Origin of the sequence: Hymenobacter sedentarius, from assembly GCF_001507645.1 — a bacterium.
Lineage (GTDB): Bacteria > Bacteroidota > Bacteroidia > Cytophagales > Hymenobacteraceae > Hymenobacter > Hymenobacter sedentarius.
Genome location: NZ_CP013909.1, coordinates 2,857,959 through 2,874,593, shown reverse-complemented (window position 1 = coordinate 2,874,593; position 16,635 = coordinate 2,857,959). Strand labels below are relative to the sequence as shown.

Annotated in this window: 16 protein-coding genes; 7 read left to right on the top strand and 9 right to left on the bottom strand. The window is 61.9% G+C overall.

Annotated features, from left to right (window positions below):
* Window positions 1-85: 85 nt before the first annotated feature.
* The gene (locus AUC43_RS11805) at window positions 86-1,396 is read left to right on the top strand and encodes a PAS domain-containing protein (RefSeq protein ID WP_082685057.1); all 1,311 of its coding nucleotides are present in this window, start codon (window positions 86-88) and stop codon (window positions 1,394-1,396) included.
* 66 nt (window positions 1,397-1,462) lie between these two features.
* On the top strand, window positions 1,463-1,825 hold the full coding sequence (locus AUC43_RS11800) for a CZB domain-containing protein (RefSeq protein ID WP_068193570.1): 363 nt from the start codon (window positions 1,463-1,465) through the stop codon (window positions 1,823-1,825).
* 341 nt (window positions 1,826-2,166) lie between these two features.
* Here AUC43_RS11800 and AUC43_RS11795 read toward each other — a convergent pair whose 3' ends face one another.
* A complete protein-coding gene (locus tag AUC43_RS11795) occupies window positions 2,167-2,934 on the bottom strand; it encodes a TatD family hydrolase (protein WP_068193565.1) in 768 nt (255 codons plus the stop codon).
* Window positions 2,935-3,085: 151 nt separating this feature from the next.
* On the opposite strand from AUC43_RS11795, the gene AUC43_RS11790 reads away from it, so the two are divergent.
* Together AUC43_RS11790 and AUC43_RS11785 are read left to right on the top strand one after the other, a co-directional pair.
* Window positions 3,086-3,475 (top strand): BlaI/MecI/CopY family transcriptional regulator, encoded by a 390-nt coding sequence (locus tag AUC43_RS11790; protein ID WP_068193562.1) that lies wholly within the window; start codon window positions 3,086-3,088, stop codon window positions 3,473-3,475.
* Window positions 3,465-4,973, top strand: a complete 1,509-nt coding sequence (locus AUC43_RS11785) for a M56 family metallopeptidase (protein WP_068193559.1) — start codon at window positions 3,465-3,467, stop codon at window positions 4,971-4,973. Before AUC43_RS11790 ends, AUC43_RS11785 begins: the two co-directional genes overlap by 11 nt.
* A gap of 97 nt (window positions 4,974-5,070) precedes the next feature.
* On the opposite strand, the gene AUC43_RS11780 is transcribed toward AUC43_RS11785, so the two are convergent.
* The 5 genes from AUC43_RS11780 to AUC43_RS11760 all read right to left on the bottom strand — a co-directional run bounded on the left by AUC43_RS11780 (window position 5,071) and on the right by AUC43_RS11760 (window position 10,336).
* A complete protein-coding gene (locus AUC43_RS11780; protein WP_068193554.1) occupies window positions 5,071-6,189 on the bottom strand; it encodes a glycosyltransferase in 1,119 nt (372 codons plus the stop codon).
* Window positions 6,186-6,878 carry a polysaccharide deacetylase family protein gene (locus tag AUC43_RS11775; protein WP_068198546.1) on the bottom strand — a complete coding sequence of 231 codons (693 nt, stop codon included), beginning with the start codon at window positions 6,876-6,878 and terminating at the stop codon, window positions 6,186-6,188. Before AUC43_RS11775 ends, AUC43_RS11780 begins: the two co-directional genes overlap by 4 nt.
* A gap of 5 nt (window positions 6,879-6,883) precedes the next feature.
* Window positions 6,884-7,432, bottom strand: a complete 549-nt coding sequence (locus AUC43_RS11770; RefSeq protein ID WP_068193545.1) for a hypothetical protein — start codon at window positions 7,430-7,432, stop codon at window positions 6,884-6,886.
* Window positions 7,433-7,529: 97 nt separating this feature from the next.
* Entirely contained in the window at window positions 7,530-8,675 is a 1,146-nt protein-coding gene (locus tag AUC43_RS11765; RefSeq protein WP_071886085.1) for a glycosyltransferase family 4 protein, read from the bottom strand.
* A gap of 257 nt (window positions 8,676-8,932) precedes the next feature.
* Complete coding sequence (locus AUC43_RS11760; protein WP_257721727.1) at window positions 8,933-10,336, bottom strand: oligosaccharide flippase family protein; 1,404 nt, start codon at window positions 10,334-10,336, stop codon at window positions 8,933-8,935.
* A 209-nt stretch (window positions 10,337-10,545) separates the two neighbouring features.
* Here AUC43_RS11760 and AUC43_RS11755 point away from each other — a divergent pair, with 209 nt between their 5' ends.
* The 3 genes from AUC43_RS11755 to AUC43_RS11745 all read left to right on the top strand — a co-directional run bounded on the left by AUC43_RS11755 (window position 10,546) and on the right by AUC43_RS11745 (window position 13,831).
* Window positions 10,546-11,628 (top strand): GumC domain-containing protein, encoded by a 1,083-nt coding sequence (locus AUC43_RS11755; RefSeq protein WP_068193537.1) that lies wholly within the window; start codon window positions 10,546-10,548, stop codon window positions 11,626-11,628.
* Window positions 11,625-13,100, top strand: coding sequence for an O-antigen ligase family protein (locus AUC43_RS11750; RefSeq protein WP_068193534.1), 1,476 nt, complete (start codon window positions 11,625-11,627; stop codon window positions 13,098-13,100). Before AUC43_RS11755 ends, AUC43_RS11750 begins: the two co-directional genes overlap by 4 nt.
* Window positions 13,101-13,399: 299 nt before the next feature.
* The gene (locus AUC43_RS11745) at window positions 13,400-13,831 is read left to right on the top strand and encodes a hypothetical protein (protein ID WP_068193532.1); all 432 of its coding nucleotides are present in this window, start codon (window positions 13,400-13,402) and stop codon (window positions 13,829-13,831) included.
* A 266-nt stretch (window positions 13,832-14,097) separates the two neighbouring features.
* Here AUC43_RS11745 and AUC43_RS11740 read toward each other — a convergent pair whose 3' ends face one another.
* From AUC43_RS11740 to AUC43_RS11730, 3 genes are all read right to left on the bottom strand, one after another.
* Window positions 14,098-14,757, bottom strand: a complete 660-nt coding sequence (locus AUC43_RS11740) for an alpha/beta hydrolase (RefSeq protein WP_068193529.1) — start codon at window positions 14,755-14,757, stop codon at window positions 14,098-14,100.
* A 5-nt stretch (window positions 14,758-14,762) separates the two neighbouring features.
* Complete coding sequence (locus AUC43_RS11735; protein WP_068193526.1) at window positions 14,763-15,701, bottom strand: ring-cleaving dioxygenase; 939 nt, start codon at window positions 15,699-15,701, stop codon at window positions 14,763-14,765.
* A gap of 94 nt (window positions 15,702-15,795) precedes the next feature.
* The gene (locus AUC43_RS11730; RefSeq protein ID WP_068193523.1) at window positions 15,796-16,455 is read right to left on the bottom strand and encodes a YceI family protein; all 660 of its coding nucleotides are present in this window, start codon (window positions 16,453-16,455) and stop codon (window positions 15,796-15,798) included.
* Window positions 16,456-16,635 lie beyond the last annotated feature (180 nt).

Genomic DNA, 16,635 nt, shown 5'->3' with positions numbered 1-16,635 from the left:
ACCTTTACCGTCGAGTTTTTCCGGGCCATTCATCCGGTCCACATTCTGAAGGCGCAAACTTGTCCCCTGGCGGCTACCCCTAACTATGACTGCTCCCGATTCTCCCATTGATTACCAGCGTTTATTCCGCTCGTTGCCAGACAGCTTTCTGCTAATGACCCCGGATGCAACCATCCTGGACAATACCGACAGCCACGTGGCCGTTTCGATGAAATCGCGCGAGGAAGCGGTGGGGCGGTCGATGTTTGAGGCCTACCCGGCCGTCGACCAGAACCAGGGCGACATCATTGCGCAGTCGCAGGAGCACGTGCGCCAGTACCTGGAGCCCCACGCCATGCCGGTAATCCGCTACGACCTGGCCCGGCCCGCCGAGCAGGGCGGGGGGCTCGAAGAAATGTATTGGCAGGCCACCCACTACCCCCTGCTCGACGAGCAGGGCCAGCTGCAGTACATCCTGCAGCGCACTCAAAACGTAACCGAGCAGTACCGCGCGGCGCAGGAAGCCAGCAAGGCCCAGCAAGCGCTGGCCGACGCCCACGAACGCACCCGGTTCGTGCTCGAAAGCCTGCCCGTGTCCATCTGGACGGCGCAGCCCGATGGCAACCGCGACTACTTCAACCCCCGCTGGCTGGCCTTCACCGGCCGCACCATGGACCAGGAAGTGGGCGGGCAGTGGAGCACCAGCCTCCACCCCGAAGACCGCGACCGGGTGCTCAACGCCTGGAAAGAGGCCGTGGAAAGCGGCAACCCCTACCAGGTAGAATACCGCCTGCGCCGCCACGACGGCGAATACCGCTGGATACTGGTGCGGGCCACCCCCCGTCGCAACGCCGAAGGCGCCATCAGCATGTGGGTGGGCGGGGCCATCGACATCCACGAGCAGCGCCAGATGGTGCAGGAGCTCCTGGAAGCCAACGAGCAGCAGAGCGCCCTCTCGGAGCAGGCCTACGAGCTGTACCAGAAAGCCGAAAACCAGCGCGAGACCTTCCACAACCTGTTTATGCAGGCGCCGGCCATGATTTGCATCCTGCGCGGGCCGGAGCACACGTTTGAGTTTGTGAACCCCGTGTACCAGCAGATTTTCCCGCATCGGGAGCTGGTGGGCCACACAGTAGCCGAAATCCTGCCCGAAGTCAAAGACCAGGGCATCATCGGCATTCTGGATAAAGTGTACCAAACCGGCGAAACGTTCTACGGCAACGAGCTAAAGCTGCAGTTGGAGCGCGACGCCAGCAAGCAGCTCCAAGATTCCTACTTCAACTTCATCTACCAGCAGTTCCGCGAAAATGACCAGCCGGCTGGCATCATGGTATTTGCCTTTGAAGTAACCGAATTGGTGCTGGCCCACCAAGCCCTCGACCAGCTGCGCAATGCCTCTGGCACCACCCCACAGTAAGTGCCTAGCCGCCTGCTTCGCTAGCTCCCCTCCTTTTTCTGCATTTTTCGCTTACCTCTTTCCCGAATGGCCCTTACTTCTTTCGACTTTCAACAAGCCCGCGTAAAGCAGGTCTTGTTTAAGTCGCGGCTGCGCTCGGTGCTCTACGGGGTACGTGCGGCGGAGCCGGAACTGTTTTCTATTCACGACAATCCCCTCGGCCAATGGCTGCAAACCGCGGTAAAGCCCACGTATGGGGCCTATCCCGAGGTGCGCGAAATTGAGCGGGTGCTGCAGCAAATGCTGCACACCGGCCGGGACCTGGCCGCCCGCTATTCCCGCGGGCTCATCGAAGAATCGCGCACCGGCCTCGACCAAATCAATGGCTACGCGGCCCAGATTGAAACCCTGCTCACCGACTTGGAAAAAGCAGTTACCGCCAAAGCTTGATAAACTCAGGCAATAAAAAAAGGGCGGATGGCTTGGTAGCCATCCGCCCTTTTTTTATTGAAGCTGTTTAGGAGTTCGAGACAAGGATTTCGGCTGTTATGTAAAGCAGAGCAGAGTGAAGCCGCTCGCGTGGGGAACCTCACCCCCGGCCCCCCCCAAAAGAGAGGGGTGCCGAACGCCAGTTAGCTCTATTTCTAAAAACAGAAAGCCCTGGCTCAATACTGAGCTGGGGCTTTCTGTTGCTTAGCATTAGGCACCCCTCTCTTTTGGAGTGGGGCCGGGGGTGATGTTCCGCCGGCATGACCTAAAATCTCTATAACAGCTTCATAATATCTCAGCGGCTACAAGTTGAATAGCGCCGCGGCATTGCGCGAGGTGGCTTCGGCCACTTCTTCCACGTCTTTGCCCAGCAGTTCCGCCACGCGGCGCAGCACGAACGGGAGATAGGCCGGCTCGTTGCGCTTGCCCCGGTGCGGCACCGGCGCCAGGTACGGGCAGTCAGTTTCCAGCAGCAAATGCTTCAGGTCGATGCCAGGCAGTACCTTGTCGGCCCCGCCGTTTTTGAAGGTAGCCACGCCTCCAATTCCCAGCATAAAGCCCAGCTTGATGGCCTGCTCGGCTTCCTCGGGCGTACCCGAAAAGCAGTGAAACACGCCACGCAAGGTGCCATCCTGGGCCGCTTCTACCAGGGCCGCGGTTTCGGCAAAGGCTTCGCGGGTGTGCAGCACGATGGGCAGGTTGTGCTGTTTGGCTAGCTGCAGCTGAATTTTTAGCGCCTCCTGCTGCTCGGCGAGCAGGGTTTTGTCCCAGTGCAGGTCCAGGCCGGCCTCGCCCACGGCGGCAAACGGCCGGCGGCCCAGCCAGGTCTCCACCTCATATAGGTCTTGCTCGAAGCTGCGCGTGACCGAGCACGGGTGCAGGCCCATCATGGCAAAACAGGTTTCGGGGGCCTGGGCCTCCAGCTCCATCATGGCGTCGATGCTGCTGTGGTCCACGTTGGGCATCACGATGGTGCGCACACCGGCTTCCTGGGCGCGGCGCAAGGCGTCGAGCCGGTCGGGCTTAAACTGTTCGGAGTAGAGGTGGGCGTGGGAATCGGTGATGTGCATAGTGGGGCAAAGGTCGGGGGCGCAGCGGGGCCACAACAAATTCAGCTCAACTATCTTCTTTTCCAGCTCAATTTAGCCATTTAACTTATTATTACGTTTTAAAACTGATAAATAAGTTTATAAACTGAATCGTAGGTTATACATTTGAAACATGGAAGATTTAACCAAGACCGAGGAGCGTATCATGCAGGTGCTGTGGAAGCTGAAGAAAGCTTTCGTGAAGGACGTGATTGAGCACCTGCCCGACGAGCCTAAGCCGCCATACAACACCATTTCGTCTGTGGTGCGCATCCTGGAGCGCAAAGGCTACGTGGGCTTCAAAGCCTACGGCAAGACCTACGAGTACTTCCCTCTCATCAGCAAAATGGAGTACCGGGCGGCCAGCCTCAAGCGCATGTTAGCCCAATATTTCGACAACTCCCCCACGGCCCTGGTCTCCTTTATGGTGGAAGAAACCCTGAGCCAGCGCGAAAAGCAGCAGCTGCTCGACCTGCTCCACGATTCCGAAAACCCCTCTAAACCCGACGGCGATGCTCACTAGCACCCTCCTGTATCTGGCCGAGGCCAGCTTTTGCCTGGCGTTATTTGCCCTCACCTACCGCCTGCTGCTGGCCCGGCTCACCTACTTCGCCTGGAACCGGGCCTACCTGCTCGGGGCCCTGGCCGCGAGCGTGCTCCTCCCCTTCCTGGCGTTTCCCGGACTGGCCGGGTTTTTAGCTCAATCCGCTAGTGTCCCGGCCGGGCAGCCGTTGCCATTTCGGTTGAGCTGGCAAATGAGCCCAGTTGCCGCCAGCGCCTCGGCGCCCGCGGCCACTTCACTGGATATTGCGGAGGTGCTGATGCTCAGCCTGCTGGCCATTTACGCTCTGGGCGCGCTTTATAAGCTCATTGCCGCCGTGCGCAACCTGCGGGCCCTGACCGACCTGGCCCGGCGCAACCCCCAAACCAACCTGGGCAGCTTCTCCATCGTGCATCTGCCCGAGCCCAGCCTACCGGCATTTTCCTTTGGCCGGCACGTGTTTCTCTCGCCGCTGCACGACAGGTTGAGCGACACCGAGCGCGAGCAGCTCCTGCTGCACGAGCAGGTGCACGTCCGGCAACGACATACCCTGGACCTGCTGGTGGTGGAGGCCCTGGGCGTGGTCTTCTGGTTCAATGGCCTGCTGCCCTACTTCGGCCGGCAGCTCAAGGCGGTGCACGAGTACCTGGCCGACGAGGCCGTGGTGCGCACGCAGCCCAGCCCTACCGGGTACGACCCCACGCCCTACGGCGAGTTGCTGATAAAGCTAGCTTCCCAGCAGCTGCCCTTTGCCCTGGTTCACGCCTTCTCCAACAAACAACTTTTTCTGCGCATCCACATGCTGACCCAGCCCAGTTCCCGCCCCATGCAAAAGCTTCGTTTTCTGCTGGTACTGCCCGTATTCGCCTTTGCCTGGGTAGCCACGGCCTGCGCCGGCTCGCCCACTCCAGAGGCTGCGGCCCCGGTTGCCACTTCGCCCGCTGATGCGTTCTATTCATCGCCTTCGGCGCGGCCCATCGGCCGCATCAGCTGGCAGGGCAACACGTACTTATCCACGGCCAAGCTGAACCAGGCGCTGGGCCTGAAACCCGGCGACGCCTACGACTCGCTCGAAGTAGCGCGGCGCCTGAGCTTCGGCACCAGGGGCGGCGACATTACCTCCCGCTACATGGACCACGGCTACCTGTTTTTCTCGGTGAGTCCCAAAGCCACGCGCCAGCCCAATGGCACTACCGACCTCGCCTTCACCATAAACGAAGGCCGGAAAGCCGACTTAGGCACCATCACCGTCACTGGCAATACCAAATCACCGACGGCGGCGCTGCTCAAAATGATTCCGCTGCGCTCCGGCGAGCCATTCAGCCGAGCCAACCTTATCGAAACGCAGCGTATTCTAGCCCAACAGGGGCAGTTCGACCAAGCCAAAATCGGTATTAACCCCAAGCCCGTTATGCGTCCCAACCAGCCCACCGACCTGGTAGATATTGAATTAGTGGTGGTTGAAAAAGCCAAGCCCTAGGCTCAATACTACTCCTCGTCTTTCGCCCGACTCAACTGCTCAATGACAGCAGGTTGAGCCGGGTGAATTGCTTTAGTGGGAGCTTTAGCTGCACCAGCTACTCGTAGCGCCGCCCCTTCCAGACCACCGCGCCACCCGATACCCGGAATGCTACAAGACTGATGGTTAGAGCCAATGTATAGAACTCAAACAGCGGAAGCAGCTGCCAGGGCAAGCGCGCACCCGCCCCGCGATGCGCGAAGTGCGCCAAGGTGCCCTGCACCAGCACTTTCAGGCCCCACGCCCCAAGCGCCAACGCCGGCCAGCCCAACGCCGCCACGGCCACCAATGCCGGCCAGAAGCCACTGAAAAACAACAGCTCCAGCCGCAGGCGCAGCGGCAGCGCCCCCACGCCGCGCAGCCAGCGGCGGCGCTGCTTCATTAGGGCCGGCCACGTGGGAATGGGCAGCGAATCGGCCCGCACTTCCGGGTGGAACACTTGCCGGAAGCCGAAGCCTCGCGCCAGCACGGCCTTGAAAAGGGCGAAATCTTCGGTCACGGAAAAAGGCAGCGCTTCGTAGCCGCCCGTGGCTTCGTAGGCGGCGCGGGTCACCAGCATGTTATTGCCCATGGCCGTTACGGGCCGCCCCATGTCGCTGACCACCTGCACCATGCTGAGCGACAGCAGCCAGTCGAGGCCCTGCAGCCGATGAAACAGCCGCGGCCCACTTACGGCCGTGATGCCCGTGACGGTGCCCACGCCCGGCGCCGTGTGCGCCAGCAGCGCCGCTATCCACGTCGGGGGCACGCTGATATCGGCATCGGTGATGAAGAAATAATCGGTGGTGGCGTGGCGGGCCAAGTGCGCCAGCACGTTGGCTTTGCCGCGGGCCGCGCCCAGCGTATCGGAGATGGTAATTACCCGAAACCGGCCGGCGAAGCCCTGCATGGCGGCCACGGCCACGGCGGCCGTGTGGTCGGTGCTGGCATCGTCCCCTACCAGAATTTCCAGCAGCTCGGGCGGGTAGTGCAGCGCCCGCAGACTGGCCAGGCAGCGCGGCAAGGCCGCTTCTTCGTCGCGCGCCGCAACGAGCACGCTCACGCGGGGCAGCGGCGACCGCAGCGGCCCGGCTGGCGCTGCCCCGCGCTGGGTGGCAAAGCGCCAGGCCGTGTAAGCCATGCCCAGCAGCCACAGCGCCAGAAAAACCAGCAGAATGCTCAGCAAGAAGCCGCTCACAGCGTAAGAAACTGAAAGCCCTGCTCGGCCAGGTGCGCCAGCACCCGCGGCAGCACGAAGCGCAGCCGCGCACTGGCCTTGTGGCTGTCGTGAAACACGAGAACATCGCCGGGCCGCACAGCAGCCAGGGTGTAGCGCAGGCAGCTTTCTGGGCTCAGGTCGGGGTCGTAGTCGCGGGTGAGCACCGACCACATCACCACCCGATATTCCGGGCGCAGGGCCCGCAGCAAGGGCCAACTCAGCCGGCCATAAGGCGGCCGGAAAAGTGGAGCTGAAACCACGGGGGGCTGCCCCGATTCGCCCTTCGCATTCAGCCCAATTTCGGCCAATACCTGCTGGCAGCGGGCCACATCGGCCAGGTAGCCGGCGCGGGGCGTGGCCCAGGCGCTGCGGTGATGATGGGTGTGGTTGGCCACCCGGTGCCCGGCGGCCAGGGCCGCGCTGGCAATGTCGGGGTAGCGCTCCAGATTTTGGCCCACGCAGAAAAACGTGGCCTGCGCCCGGAAGGCGGCCAGCTGCTCCAGCACCCAGGGCGTTTCGTCGGGGATGGGGCCGTCGTCAAACGTCAGGTACACCACGGGGGCGCCGGCGGGCGTGGCGCTGGGGCCGGTCCATTCGCAGCCGGGCAGCAGGGCGTGCAGCAGCCGGGGCGGGCGCGTGAGCAAGGCCGCTTCGAGCCGGGAAGCCATGCGCATCAGGAGCGCACCACGCGCATAAACGGCACTTCCGTTTCGGGCGGCAGTGGGCCCAGCACGGTGGCCAATGTTTCCAGGAAGGCCGTGAGGGTGTTGGGCTGGCCGGCCGCCGGGCCGCGGCCCAGGTGGCGGTGCACTTCGCCGGCCCATTCGCCCACCTCGGTGGGCGTGCCGGCGGGGCCGGCCAGGCCCAGGGTAGCTTCCAGGGTGAAGTAGCGGGGGCGCTTTTCTTCGGCTTCGGTTTCGGCCGCGTCCTCATCCTCCTCATATACCAGGGCCGAATAATGTGCCTCCATGGTGGCCTGGGGCGGCGGCAGGTGAAACAGCGCCGTGACCCGGCCGGCTACTTCGTGCCAACTCAGGCGCAGGCCCTTGGGCGCCACTTTCTCGGCTGGGGCCAGGTTTTCGGCGGCCTTGTCCCACACATAATGCAGCAGCTCACGCGCCAGGTAAGGGTCGCTCAGCTCGCGGCGTACCGATGTCGGCCGGCGCCACGCTAGCTGCGGCAGCAGCACATGGGCAAAATTGTAAGGATGCGAACGGGCCATAAGGAAAGGCAAAAGTAAAGTAACGCTTCGCTTAATGAGGAATGAATAATTAAGAATGAGGAATTGGTCTTTGGGCTAATTCCTCATTCTTAATTATTCATTCTTCATTAAGCGCAGCGTCAACCGCTTCCCACAGCACTTCGGCGCTTCGGGCCCACGAAAAGCGGCTCAGATTCTGGTGCCCCTGGGTGATGAGCTGCTGGCGTAGCTCCGGCTCCTGCCACAAGCGGGTGAGGCCGCCGGCAATATCCTCCACCTGGTGCGGGTCGACCACCAGGGCGCCGCCTTCGCCGGCCACCTCCGGCATGGAGCTGACGCCAGCCGTGAGCACCGGGCAGCCACTGGCCTGCGCTTCGACAATGGGGATGCCGAAACCTTCGAAATAAGGCACGTACACCGTGGCCAGGGCCGCCGCATAAAGGCTGGCCAATTCCGGGTCGGCTACGCGGCCGGTGAAATGCACCGACGTCTGGTGGCGCATCCGTTGGTAGGCGTCGAGAATGGGGCCGGCTTTCCAGGCCTTGCGGCCCACAATGAGCAGCTGCGCGGGGGCTACACCGGACCCACCGTTTTCCTTGAATATGTCGAAGGCCTGCAGCAGATGGCCCAGGTTTTTGCGCGGCTGCAAGGCCCCCACAAACAAAAAGTACGGCTGGCCGTGGCTGAACCGCCGCCGGGTTTCGCGCTGGGCGGCCTCGGGCTGGGGCTGAAATTGGGTGGCCGGCGCATTGTACGCTACCCTGATTTTAGCCGGCGCGATGCCATAGGTCTGCACAATGTCGGCCTTGGTGGCTTCCGATACGGCCACCAGCTGCTCGGAGGCCCGCGCAAAGCGGGGCGAGAAAAAGTGGTAGTACTTGCGCTGCAGCAGCCCCACATCGAGCGGATAATGCTCGAAGGCCAGGTCGTGAATGACCGTTACCCGGGGCACGCGGGTGTTGAGGGTCGTAAAGCCGTCGAGGCTGAGGAACGCCGCCGGCCGGCGCCGGGCCAGCCACTGCGCCACCGCTCCCTCAAACCACGCCACGAACAGCAACGGATGCCGGGCCGGCGGAAACAGCACGTGCGGCACCACATTAGGCCCAAACAGGTAGCGGACATCAAAAGGCCGGTCGAACAGAAAGTGAAACGTGACCTCGGGATGCTGCGCCACCAGGTGCCGCAGCGTCTCATACGAGAAGCGGCCAATGCCTTCCAAGTGGTTGCCCGGCAGTAGGAAACGGGTGTTGACAGCGACTTGCACGGAAGCAAAAATGGAATTAAACAATAAACTCCCCTCCTTACCACCCGAAGGTCAGCGAAGCTAAGGAGTGGATGTTCGAACCGCAGGTTCGGACGGGGGTGGTTGTGGGCGTTGAACCGAAGGACGGCGTAGCCAATGATACGCGAACGATTCCAGTACGAGTCGTTCGGGTGTCGTACAACGAACAAACCACCCCAGCTGGCGCGTCGCGCCAGCGTCCCCTCCTTACCAAGGAGGGGACGCTGGTCGTTCGGTGCTTACCGCTTCAACGCCATGATTTCGTTGCGGCGCACCAGCCCTGTTCCGAGCACAATCACCCCAAACACAACGGCCATCACTCCTGCTTCAACCCACCAGCTCAGGGCTTTGCTGAAGCCATACTGCAGCATATACCAACTCCCGCACAGTAGCCCGAAGGCCAGCAACAGCCGGGCCAGCAGCCGAAACGGCACGCCCACGCCGGTGCGCTGCGCCACCAGCACCAGGTAGCCCACCGAGACGGCCGCCGCGCACAGCAGGGTATCGAGCGAGGCGGCCACGGCGCCGTAGCGGGGCAGCAAAAACAGGTTCAGGCCGATGTTGAGGAAAATGCTGCCGGCCACCAGCCAGCTAACCGCCCGCTCGTGGGTGGTGCTGGTAAGCAGCGTGCTGTAGATGGCAAAAAAGGCGTGCACCAGCACGTTGATGAATAATATTTTCAGGCACCAGGTCATCCGGGCCACCTCGGCGGGCGTGCTGTGGCTGAACTGCCAGAACAGCACCTCGCCCCGAAACAGCACAAAGGCCACCACAAACAGCAAGGGCAAGGTGAGGACGCGCTGCCCAAACCAGAGCAGCTGGCGTTGGGCCGAAGCATCGCGGGCCACGCTGGCAAACTTGGCAAAAAACAGCGGCAGCACCGTCCAAGCGTACATCATCACGGCATCGACCCAGCGGTAGGCGCCGGCGTAGTAGCCGGCCTCGGTGGGCGAGGCCAGGCGCTCGAGCATCACCATGTCGATGCGCTCGTTCACGCCGTAGAGCAGGGTCATGAAGGCAAAGGGCAGGCTGGCGCGCAGGGCCGTGCGGGCCACAAGGCCCTGCCAGCGGTACTTTACGCGGCCAAACAGGCGCGTCATCAACCCATAGAGCACCACCGTGGTGAAGGCCGCCGCGCCCAGCCGCGCGCCCACGTAGCGCGGCAGCGTGAGGCCCACCGGCAGGAGCACCAGCACGGCGCCCAGCAGCACAAACTTCTCCACTACCGAGAGCACCGCATCGGTATTGAACTTCTGGTGGGCCTGCAGGGTGCCCCTCAGAAACTGCCCGTACTGCGTGAGCAGCAGTGCAATACCGATGGCGGCCAGCAGCACCAACTCCGAGCCGCGGTAGCCCAGCACCCAGCCCACGCCCAGCATGGCGGCCAGCGCCACGGCGTTGAGGGCGCCGCGCAGGGGCAGCAGCGTGGGAAAGGTCTCGGCCATGAAGGTGGGCTCGGCGGCCACGCGCTGCACGGAGTAGGGCGTGAGGCCGAGGTCGGACAGGGCGGCCACCACCAGTGTGAGGGCCGATAGCGCCGTGATAAGGCCAAACGTGGCATGGCCGAGCCGGTCCTGCACCAGGTTTTCAACCACCACCCAGCCGGGTTTTACCAGCAGGTTGAGCAGGACGACGAAGCTGATATTGCCAAAAAACCGTTTGATGCCGACGAGGGTGCTAAAACCGAGAGAAAATAACCTGCGCCGTGCGCCAGAATCGCAAAGCTACGCACCGCGTCGGGCCAGCCGCGCATGGGGGCGCACGGGGCCTTTTTCCGGCTATCTTTGCTCGCCCCTCCCCCGCTCCGCGCCCAATAATTTAGGCGGACGGGGCAAGCGGCTTTCTTCATTGTATGTCTGCACCTTCTTTCTCGCTGGTGGGCCTGGGCCCCATTATCAACCGCTGGAAGTACTTCGTGGCTGGGGCCGTGGCGTTGGCCGCACTGGTGAGCATTGTGGTGGCGCTGCTGCTGCCCAACTTTTACCGCTCCACGGCCATCTTCATCCCCACCAACCCGCAGACGGCTGACCCCGACCGCCTGCTCGAGGACAACGTGGAAGTGCGCAGCAAGCTGGAGCTGGGCGGCCGGGCCGAAGACCTGGACCGCGCCATCACCATCGGCGAGTCGCAGCCGGTGGCCGAGCAGATTATCCGCAAGTTTGACCTCTATAAGCACTACAAGGCCGGCACGCCCGGCGACGATGCCAGCGACAACTACGTGCTGAGCGAGTTCAACAGCAACCTCAGCATCGTGCACAACGAGCGCGACGCCATTGAGCTGGCGTTCATGGACAAAGACAAGAACCTGGCGGCGGCCGTGGCCAATGCCATGGTGCACGTCATCGACTCGGTGAACCAGCAGCTGACCCTGGAAAACCGCCGCACCGTGCTCGACCTCTACCGCCAGCGCTACGAATACCTGAGCACCAGCTTCGAGCGCAGCCGCCGCGAGCTGGTAGGCGCGCGCCGCCGCTACGGCATCTACGGCCTCGAGATGCAGGGCCGCTACCTGGCCAAGCAGCTGGTGGAAACCGAGGCCGCGCTGCGCAAGGCCGAGGCCAGCGGCGGCGACGTGGCCGGGCTCAAGCGCGTGCTGCGCGGCCTCACCCGCGCCGATGGCGGCAACCTGCTCAACCTGGAAAACTATGTACAGGGCACCGACTCGGTGACCATGTTCACCACCCGCGTCACCGACCTGCAAACCCGCCTCATCGCGGCCCGCTCGGCCTACGAAACCGCCGAGCTGAGCATTAAAGGTCGGATATCCAGCGTGTACCTGGTGCAGAAAGCCTACCCAGCCACCAAGAAGGCCAAGCCCGTGCGTTCACTCATCGTGCTGGGCTCGGTGCTGCTCACGTTCGTGCTGTCGGTGGTCTTTATTGCGCTGCTGGAGCTGTACCGGTACAACCGGCCCCGGGTGGCCCAGCTGGCGTGAACCCGCCCGTGACCGAGCTGCTGCACCGGCTGCGGCGGTCTTTCGAGGGCCCGCAGCTGCTCTTCATGGGCCTTGTGCTGCTGCTGCTGGCCGGCGGCGCGGCCGCGGCGCTCCGGCAGCAGCCGGCCCTGCTGCTGCCGGGGCTGCTGGCGGTGGGCGCGCTGGTGGCGCTGGTGGAGTGGCGCATCCTGTACTACCTGCTGTTTCTGCTGCTGCCTTTCTCCGAAGAAATAAGCTTGTTTGGCGGCCTGAGCATGGACGTGCCCTCCGAGCCGCTGATGCTGGCCCTCACGGCCTGCGTGGGGCTGGCGCTGCTGCTGCGCACCGGCCGCATGCCGCGCCGCGAATGGCTGCACCCATTGGGTATTATTCTGGCACTGATGCTCTTGTGGACGGCCACCGACACGGTTTTTTCGGTCGACAAGGTCAAGTCCGTGAAGTACTTGCTGGCGAAGGTGTGGTACATCACGCCGTTTTTGCTGGGCACCCTGCTCATCGTGCGGCGGCCCAACGACACCTGGCGCTTTGCCGCCCTGTATGCCACCGGCGCCTGCCTGAGCGTGCTTTACGTGGCCAGCCGCCACGCCACCAAAGGCTTCAGCTTCGAGGGCATCAACTGGGCGGTGCACCCGTTCTTCCGCAACCACGTCATCTACGCTACCATGCTGGCGCTGCTGGTGCCGTTTGGGTGGCTGGCCATGCGGGCGGCCCACACCGCCGGCCGCCGCCTGGCCTGGCGGGTGGTGCTGGGCGTTTTGCTTTTTGGGCTGTTCACTTCTTATACCCGCGCGTCGATGCTGTCGCTGCCCATTGCCGGGCTGTTTTATGTGGCAATGCGGCTGCGCCTCACGCGGGTGCTGCTGCTGGGCGTGGCCCTGAGCGCCACCGTGGCGGTGAGCTACTTTGCCCGGGGATACCACTTCATGGAGTACGCGCCCGACTACGAGCACACCGTGTTCAACGGCCATAACTTCGAGAAGCACCTCGAGGCCACCTACAAGCTGCAGGACGTGTCGGGCATGGAACGGGTGTACCGCTGGATAGCGGCCGCCCGGATGATAGCCGACAAGCCGCTAGTGGGCAGCGGGGCCGCCACCTTCTACCCCGAATACAAGCGCTACACCGTGAAAAGCTTCCGCACCTACGTGAGCGACAACCCCGAAAAATCGACTACCCACAACTACTTCCTGCTGCAGCTAGCCGAGCAAGGCATCCCCGGGTTTCTGCTGTTCGTCATCCTCATCTCCACGGCGTTGCTGCAGGCCGAGCGGCTCTACCACCGAGCCCAGCACCAGCCCGAAGTGCGCCGCGTGGTGCTGGCCAGCTCGCTCTCGTTGGTCATCATCATCTTCCACCTCACCCTCAACGAGCTGGTGGAAGCCGACAAAATTGGGTCAGTATTTTTTGTATGCCTGGCCCTACTTATCCGGGCTAAATCCTGGTTAGCTAATGGTAATGAAGCGAATAGCTGATTATGGATACGCTGTCGTACTAAGCTCCCCAGAAATCCCCTTACCGAAGAAGTTTTACCGAATAGGCCTTGGAATACGTGCGGGCTTCGACCCGCCCCGCTGCTGTTCCCAGCGTGATACTTTTCTTCGGGCGCTCCCCATTTGCCCCCGCATTTTTTGACCCTGCTGGACAATTTAAACGGTTGGCAGTTCGAGAAAGAAGAAAATACCGCCGTTTGGTTAAACTTCAAGGCCGTTAAAAATCAGGTGTTCGCTTGGTTCGTTTTTAACCAAGGTTGTCATCGCTGTAACTCTCCGAAATGGCTTTGTCTATGATTGCAGCACAGACCTATTTAGAGGCCGCCAAAGCGTATTTCGCTTTTCTTATTCCGGAATTTGCCTTTACGCTTTCGAAGGAGACGGCCCGGGACGCAGTCTTTTATGAGCTGCAGTACCGTAACCCAGCGCAGATTATTTCCATTTCCTACGAGAACCTCGAGAACTACTTACAAGTTATCGTTTTCCAGTTGGTGAACCAGCAATTGCCGAGCTACGATGACCCGCGGCGAACGCTCCACTTAAACGCCCTCAATCAAGCCCTGGGTGCCCTCGTGGGGCCAGCCAATTGGAAAGAAAACCAGCGCCATTTTCGGCAATTTAAGCCAGAAGGAAACGTCGAGAGGCAGTTATTAAAATCCGCAAAGGAGTTACGCTTGTGCTTAACGCATTTTGAAAAACTCCAGGCACCTTAACCCTCGTTTCAATGAACCGCTTCTTGTGGAGCTGGTACACCCTGCCACTACTTTACAGAACAGATTGAGTTCAAGAAAATGGTTCATGAATCGCCGTTCACGAAATACCCTTAGGAGATGAGTTTCGTGAACTCCTCACAACTCTCCATAGGTAGCGCTCTTGCCTCTTGCCCCCGGCCGCTCTGTTAGCAACACCCAGGTAATAGGCTTCCGGTCCGCCCATAAGCTTGGGCAGGAAAAGCTTGGCTCTCCGCTACCCCAGGGGCTTAGCGAGCAGGGTTAGGGGCCGCCGGCGCAGCGAAGTGCTGGCGAAACCATGCGATGCCCCCATCCACGTCGGCTGGAGTCAGGTTGTGGCCGGCGGGCGTGTCTTGGCGGGTAAGCTGAAAGCCGGCTGCGGATAGCAAAGCCGCGTAACGCTCGGTGGCTGCGGGGTCCACCGTGGGGTCCCGGCTGCCCGGGTTGAAAAACACCGGGGGCCGGCGCGTGGTGTGTACCGCCGGCACGTCGCGGGTGAGCGGCTGCATGGGGCGCCAGAGTACGGCGCCGGCCAGCAGCTCAGGGTAGAGCAGCAGCAGGCTGCCGGCAATGTTGGCGCCGTTGGAGTAGCCCACGGCCACGACCTGCGTCGCATCAAAACCCTCTTTCTGGCTGACCTGCACCAGGAAGGCGGCCAGCTCGTGGGTGCGGAAGCGCACGTCGTCTTCGTCGAACACGCCCATGCCCAGGCGGCGGAAGAAGCGGGGCATGCCGCCTTCCGACACGTTGCCGCGCACGCTCAGCACGTTCACGCCGGGCCCGAAGCCCTGAGCCAGCGGCAGCAAGTCGCGCTCGTCGCCACCGGTGCCGTGGAGTAGTAGCACTGTCACCCCCGTGGGGATAGAGGTAGCCGCTTGATAGATATAGTGCAGGGGTTGGTAGTTCATCGGACTTAGAGGACGAGTTTGGGCAGGCGTTTTTCGAGCTGCGGGCGCAGCGGCTCGTGTTGTTTGGGCAGCATCAGGCCGGTGCCGAGTTGAGCCAAGGGCTCGTCTACGGTGAAGCCGGGGTTGTCGGTGGCCACTTCAAACAGCACCCCGCCCGGCTCACGAAAGTAGATGGCGTGGAAGTAGTCGCGGTCAATCTGCGGGGTCACGTTGAAGCCCTTGGCGGCAATCTTCTGGCGAAAGTGCAGGTGGGCCGCATCGTCCTTCACGCGGAAGGCCACGTGGTGCACCGAGCCGGCCGCGACATGGCCGCGCGGTTCACCGGGCACTTCCACCAGGTCCACGAGCGCGGCGCCTTCTACGGTGTCGGTGGCGAAGCGGTAGCGGTTCACGTGCTGGTCGCTGAGCTTATAGCCGAAAATATCGGTCAGCACGTCGGCCGTGCCCTTGATGTTGGCCAGCGTCAGCGTGATGTGGTGGAAGCCTTTGGTGGCCACGTCGGCCCCCACTTCGGCCGTGGTCCAGGGCGTGCGCGGGTCGGGCGTCTTGGACACCACCAGCTCCAGCTTCAGGCCATCGGGGTCGAGCACGGTCAGGTACTGCTCGCCGAACTTCTCGCTCGGCTTGTTGTAGGTAATGCCGTGGTCCTGGAAGCGCTTAAGCCAGAAGTCCAGGCTTCCCGCGGGCACGGAGTAGCCGATTTCGGTGGTTTGGCCCGTGCCGCGACGCCCCGGTCCAATGCCTTCCCAGGGGAAGAAGGTCAGGATGGTGCCCGCCGAGCCGGCCTCGTCCCCGTAATACAGGTGATAGGTGCCGGGGTCGTCGAAGTTGACGGTCTTTTTCACGAAGCGCTGGCCCAGGACTTTGGTGTAGAAGTCCAGGTTGCGCTGGGCGCTGTCGGTGATGGCCGTGATGTGGTGCAAACCTAAAATACGGGGTTCCATGGCTGGAGAATGAAAATCGGTGAAAGAAAGTAGTTAAGAGTGGTGCCGGAGGCTACTGACGTAATGCGCCTCAGATGGCCCGGTTGCGGGCGGATTAGCGCGTGGCGACGCCGTTGGCTTTGGCAATGACGTTGAAGCTCAACGCGAAGGTGTCATCAACGGCTTTGTCGGCTGCGGCGCCGAACAAGGTCGAGCCAAACGTAACATCGTACTTGGTGCGGTCGATGCTGGCCGTGCCGGAAGCAGCAGCCACGCCGTTTTTCACGCCTACTTTGGCCGGGAAGCTGAGCGGGTTGGTTTTGCCTTTGATGGTCAGGTTACCGGTGATGGTGGCGTTGTTGCCGGTGGCGTCACCCTTCAGGGGTTTGATGCTGGTGATGACGAAGGTGGCCGTCGGGTTCTTTTCAACCCCGAAGAAATCGTCCGATTTGAGGTGGCCCACCAGCTTGGCATTGTAGTCGGCGTCCGTGAGGTCAGTGTTTTTGATGGAGGTCATGTCCACGACGAATGTGCCGCCGGTAATCTGCGTGCCTTTCACCAGCACCTGGCCGCCTTTCAGGTTGATGGTGCCGGAGTGTTGGCCGCCTATTTTCTTGCCCGTCCAGCCGATGGTGCTCAGCTGTGGTTGCACTTGGTAGGAGGCTACCGCCGCAGTTGCAGCGACGCGGGTGGTGGGCTCAGGGCTAGTAGTGGGGTGAGCAGTGGCAGACAAAACGGTAGCGGCCAGCAGCAGGGGCATCAGGAGCTTTTTCATGGGGATGATTTGAGTTGCTATTCGATGTACATACATCAAATGTACGTACATGATTCAATTGCTGGCTTATGTTTTCCTAGCCACCAAGGCATATCTCATCCAAGCACCTGATTAACATTATTTTAATTTTTAGCAGGTATCGAATAAAGGATACCCTACTCATTAGGCATTTCTTGTAGG

What these genes read in the sequence shown, in the direction of transcription:
- AUC43_RS11805 (WP_082685057.1), top strand. Translation starts at nt 86, where the DNA reads ATGACTGCTCCCGATTCTCCCATTGATTACCAGCGTTTATTCCGCTCG.
- AUC43_RS11800 (WP_068193570.1), top strand. Translation starts at nt 1,463, where the DNA reads ATGGCCCTTACTTCTTTCGACTTTCAACAAGCCCGCGTAAAGCAGGTC.
- AUC43_RS11795 (WP_068193565.1), bottom strand. Translation starts at nt 2,934, where the DNA reads ATGCACATCACCGATTCCCACGCCCACCTCTACTCCGAACAGTTTAAG.
- AUC43_RS11790 (WP_068193562.1), top strand. Translation starts at nt 3,086, where the DNA reads ATGGAAGATTTAACCAAGACCGAGGAGCGTATCATGCAGGTGCTGTGG.
- AUC43_RS11785 (WP_068193559.1), top strand. Translation starts at nt 3,465, where the DNA reads ATGCTCACTAGCACCCTCCTGTATCTGGCCGAGGCCAGCTTTTGCCTG.
- AUC43_RS11775 (WP_068198546.1), bottom strand. Translation starts at nt 6,878, where the DNA reads ATGGCTTCCCGGCTCGAAGCGGCCTTGCTCACGCGCCCGCCCCGGCTG.
- AUC43_RS11770 (WP_068193545.1), bottom strand. Translation starts at nt 7,432, where the DNA reads ATGGCCCGTTCGCATCCTTACAATTTTGCCCATGTGCTGCTGCCGCAG.
- AUC43_RS11755 (WP_068193537.1), top strand. Translation starts at nt 10,546, where the DNA reads ATGTCTGCACCTTCTTTCTCGCTGGTGGGCCTGGGCCCCATTATCAAC.
- AUC43_RS11745 (WP_068193532.1), top strand. Translation starts at nt 13,400, where the DNA reads ATGGCTTTGTCTATGATTGCAGCACAGACCTATTTAGAGGCCGCCAAA.
- AUC43_RS11740 (WP_068193529.1), bottom strand. Translation starts at nt 14,757, where the DNA reads ATGAACTACCAACCCCTGCACTATATCTATCAAGCGGCTACCTCTATC.
- AUC43_RS11735 (WP_068193526.1), bottom strand. Translation starts at nt 15,701, where the DNA reads ATGGAACCCCGTATTTTAGGTTTGCACCACATCACGGCCATCACCGAC.
- AUC43_RS11730 (WP_068193523.1), bottom strand. Translation starts at nt 16,455, where the DNA reads ATGAAAAAGCTCCTGATGCCCCTGCTGCTGGCCGCTACCGTTTTGTCT.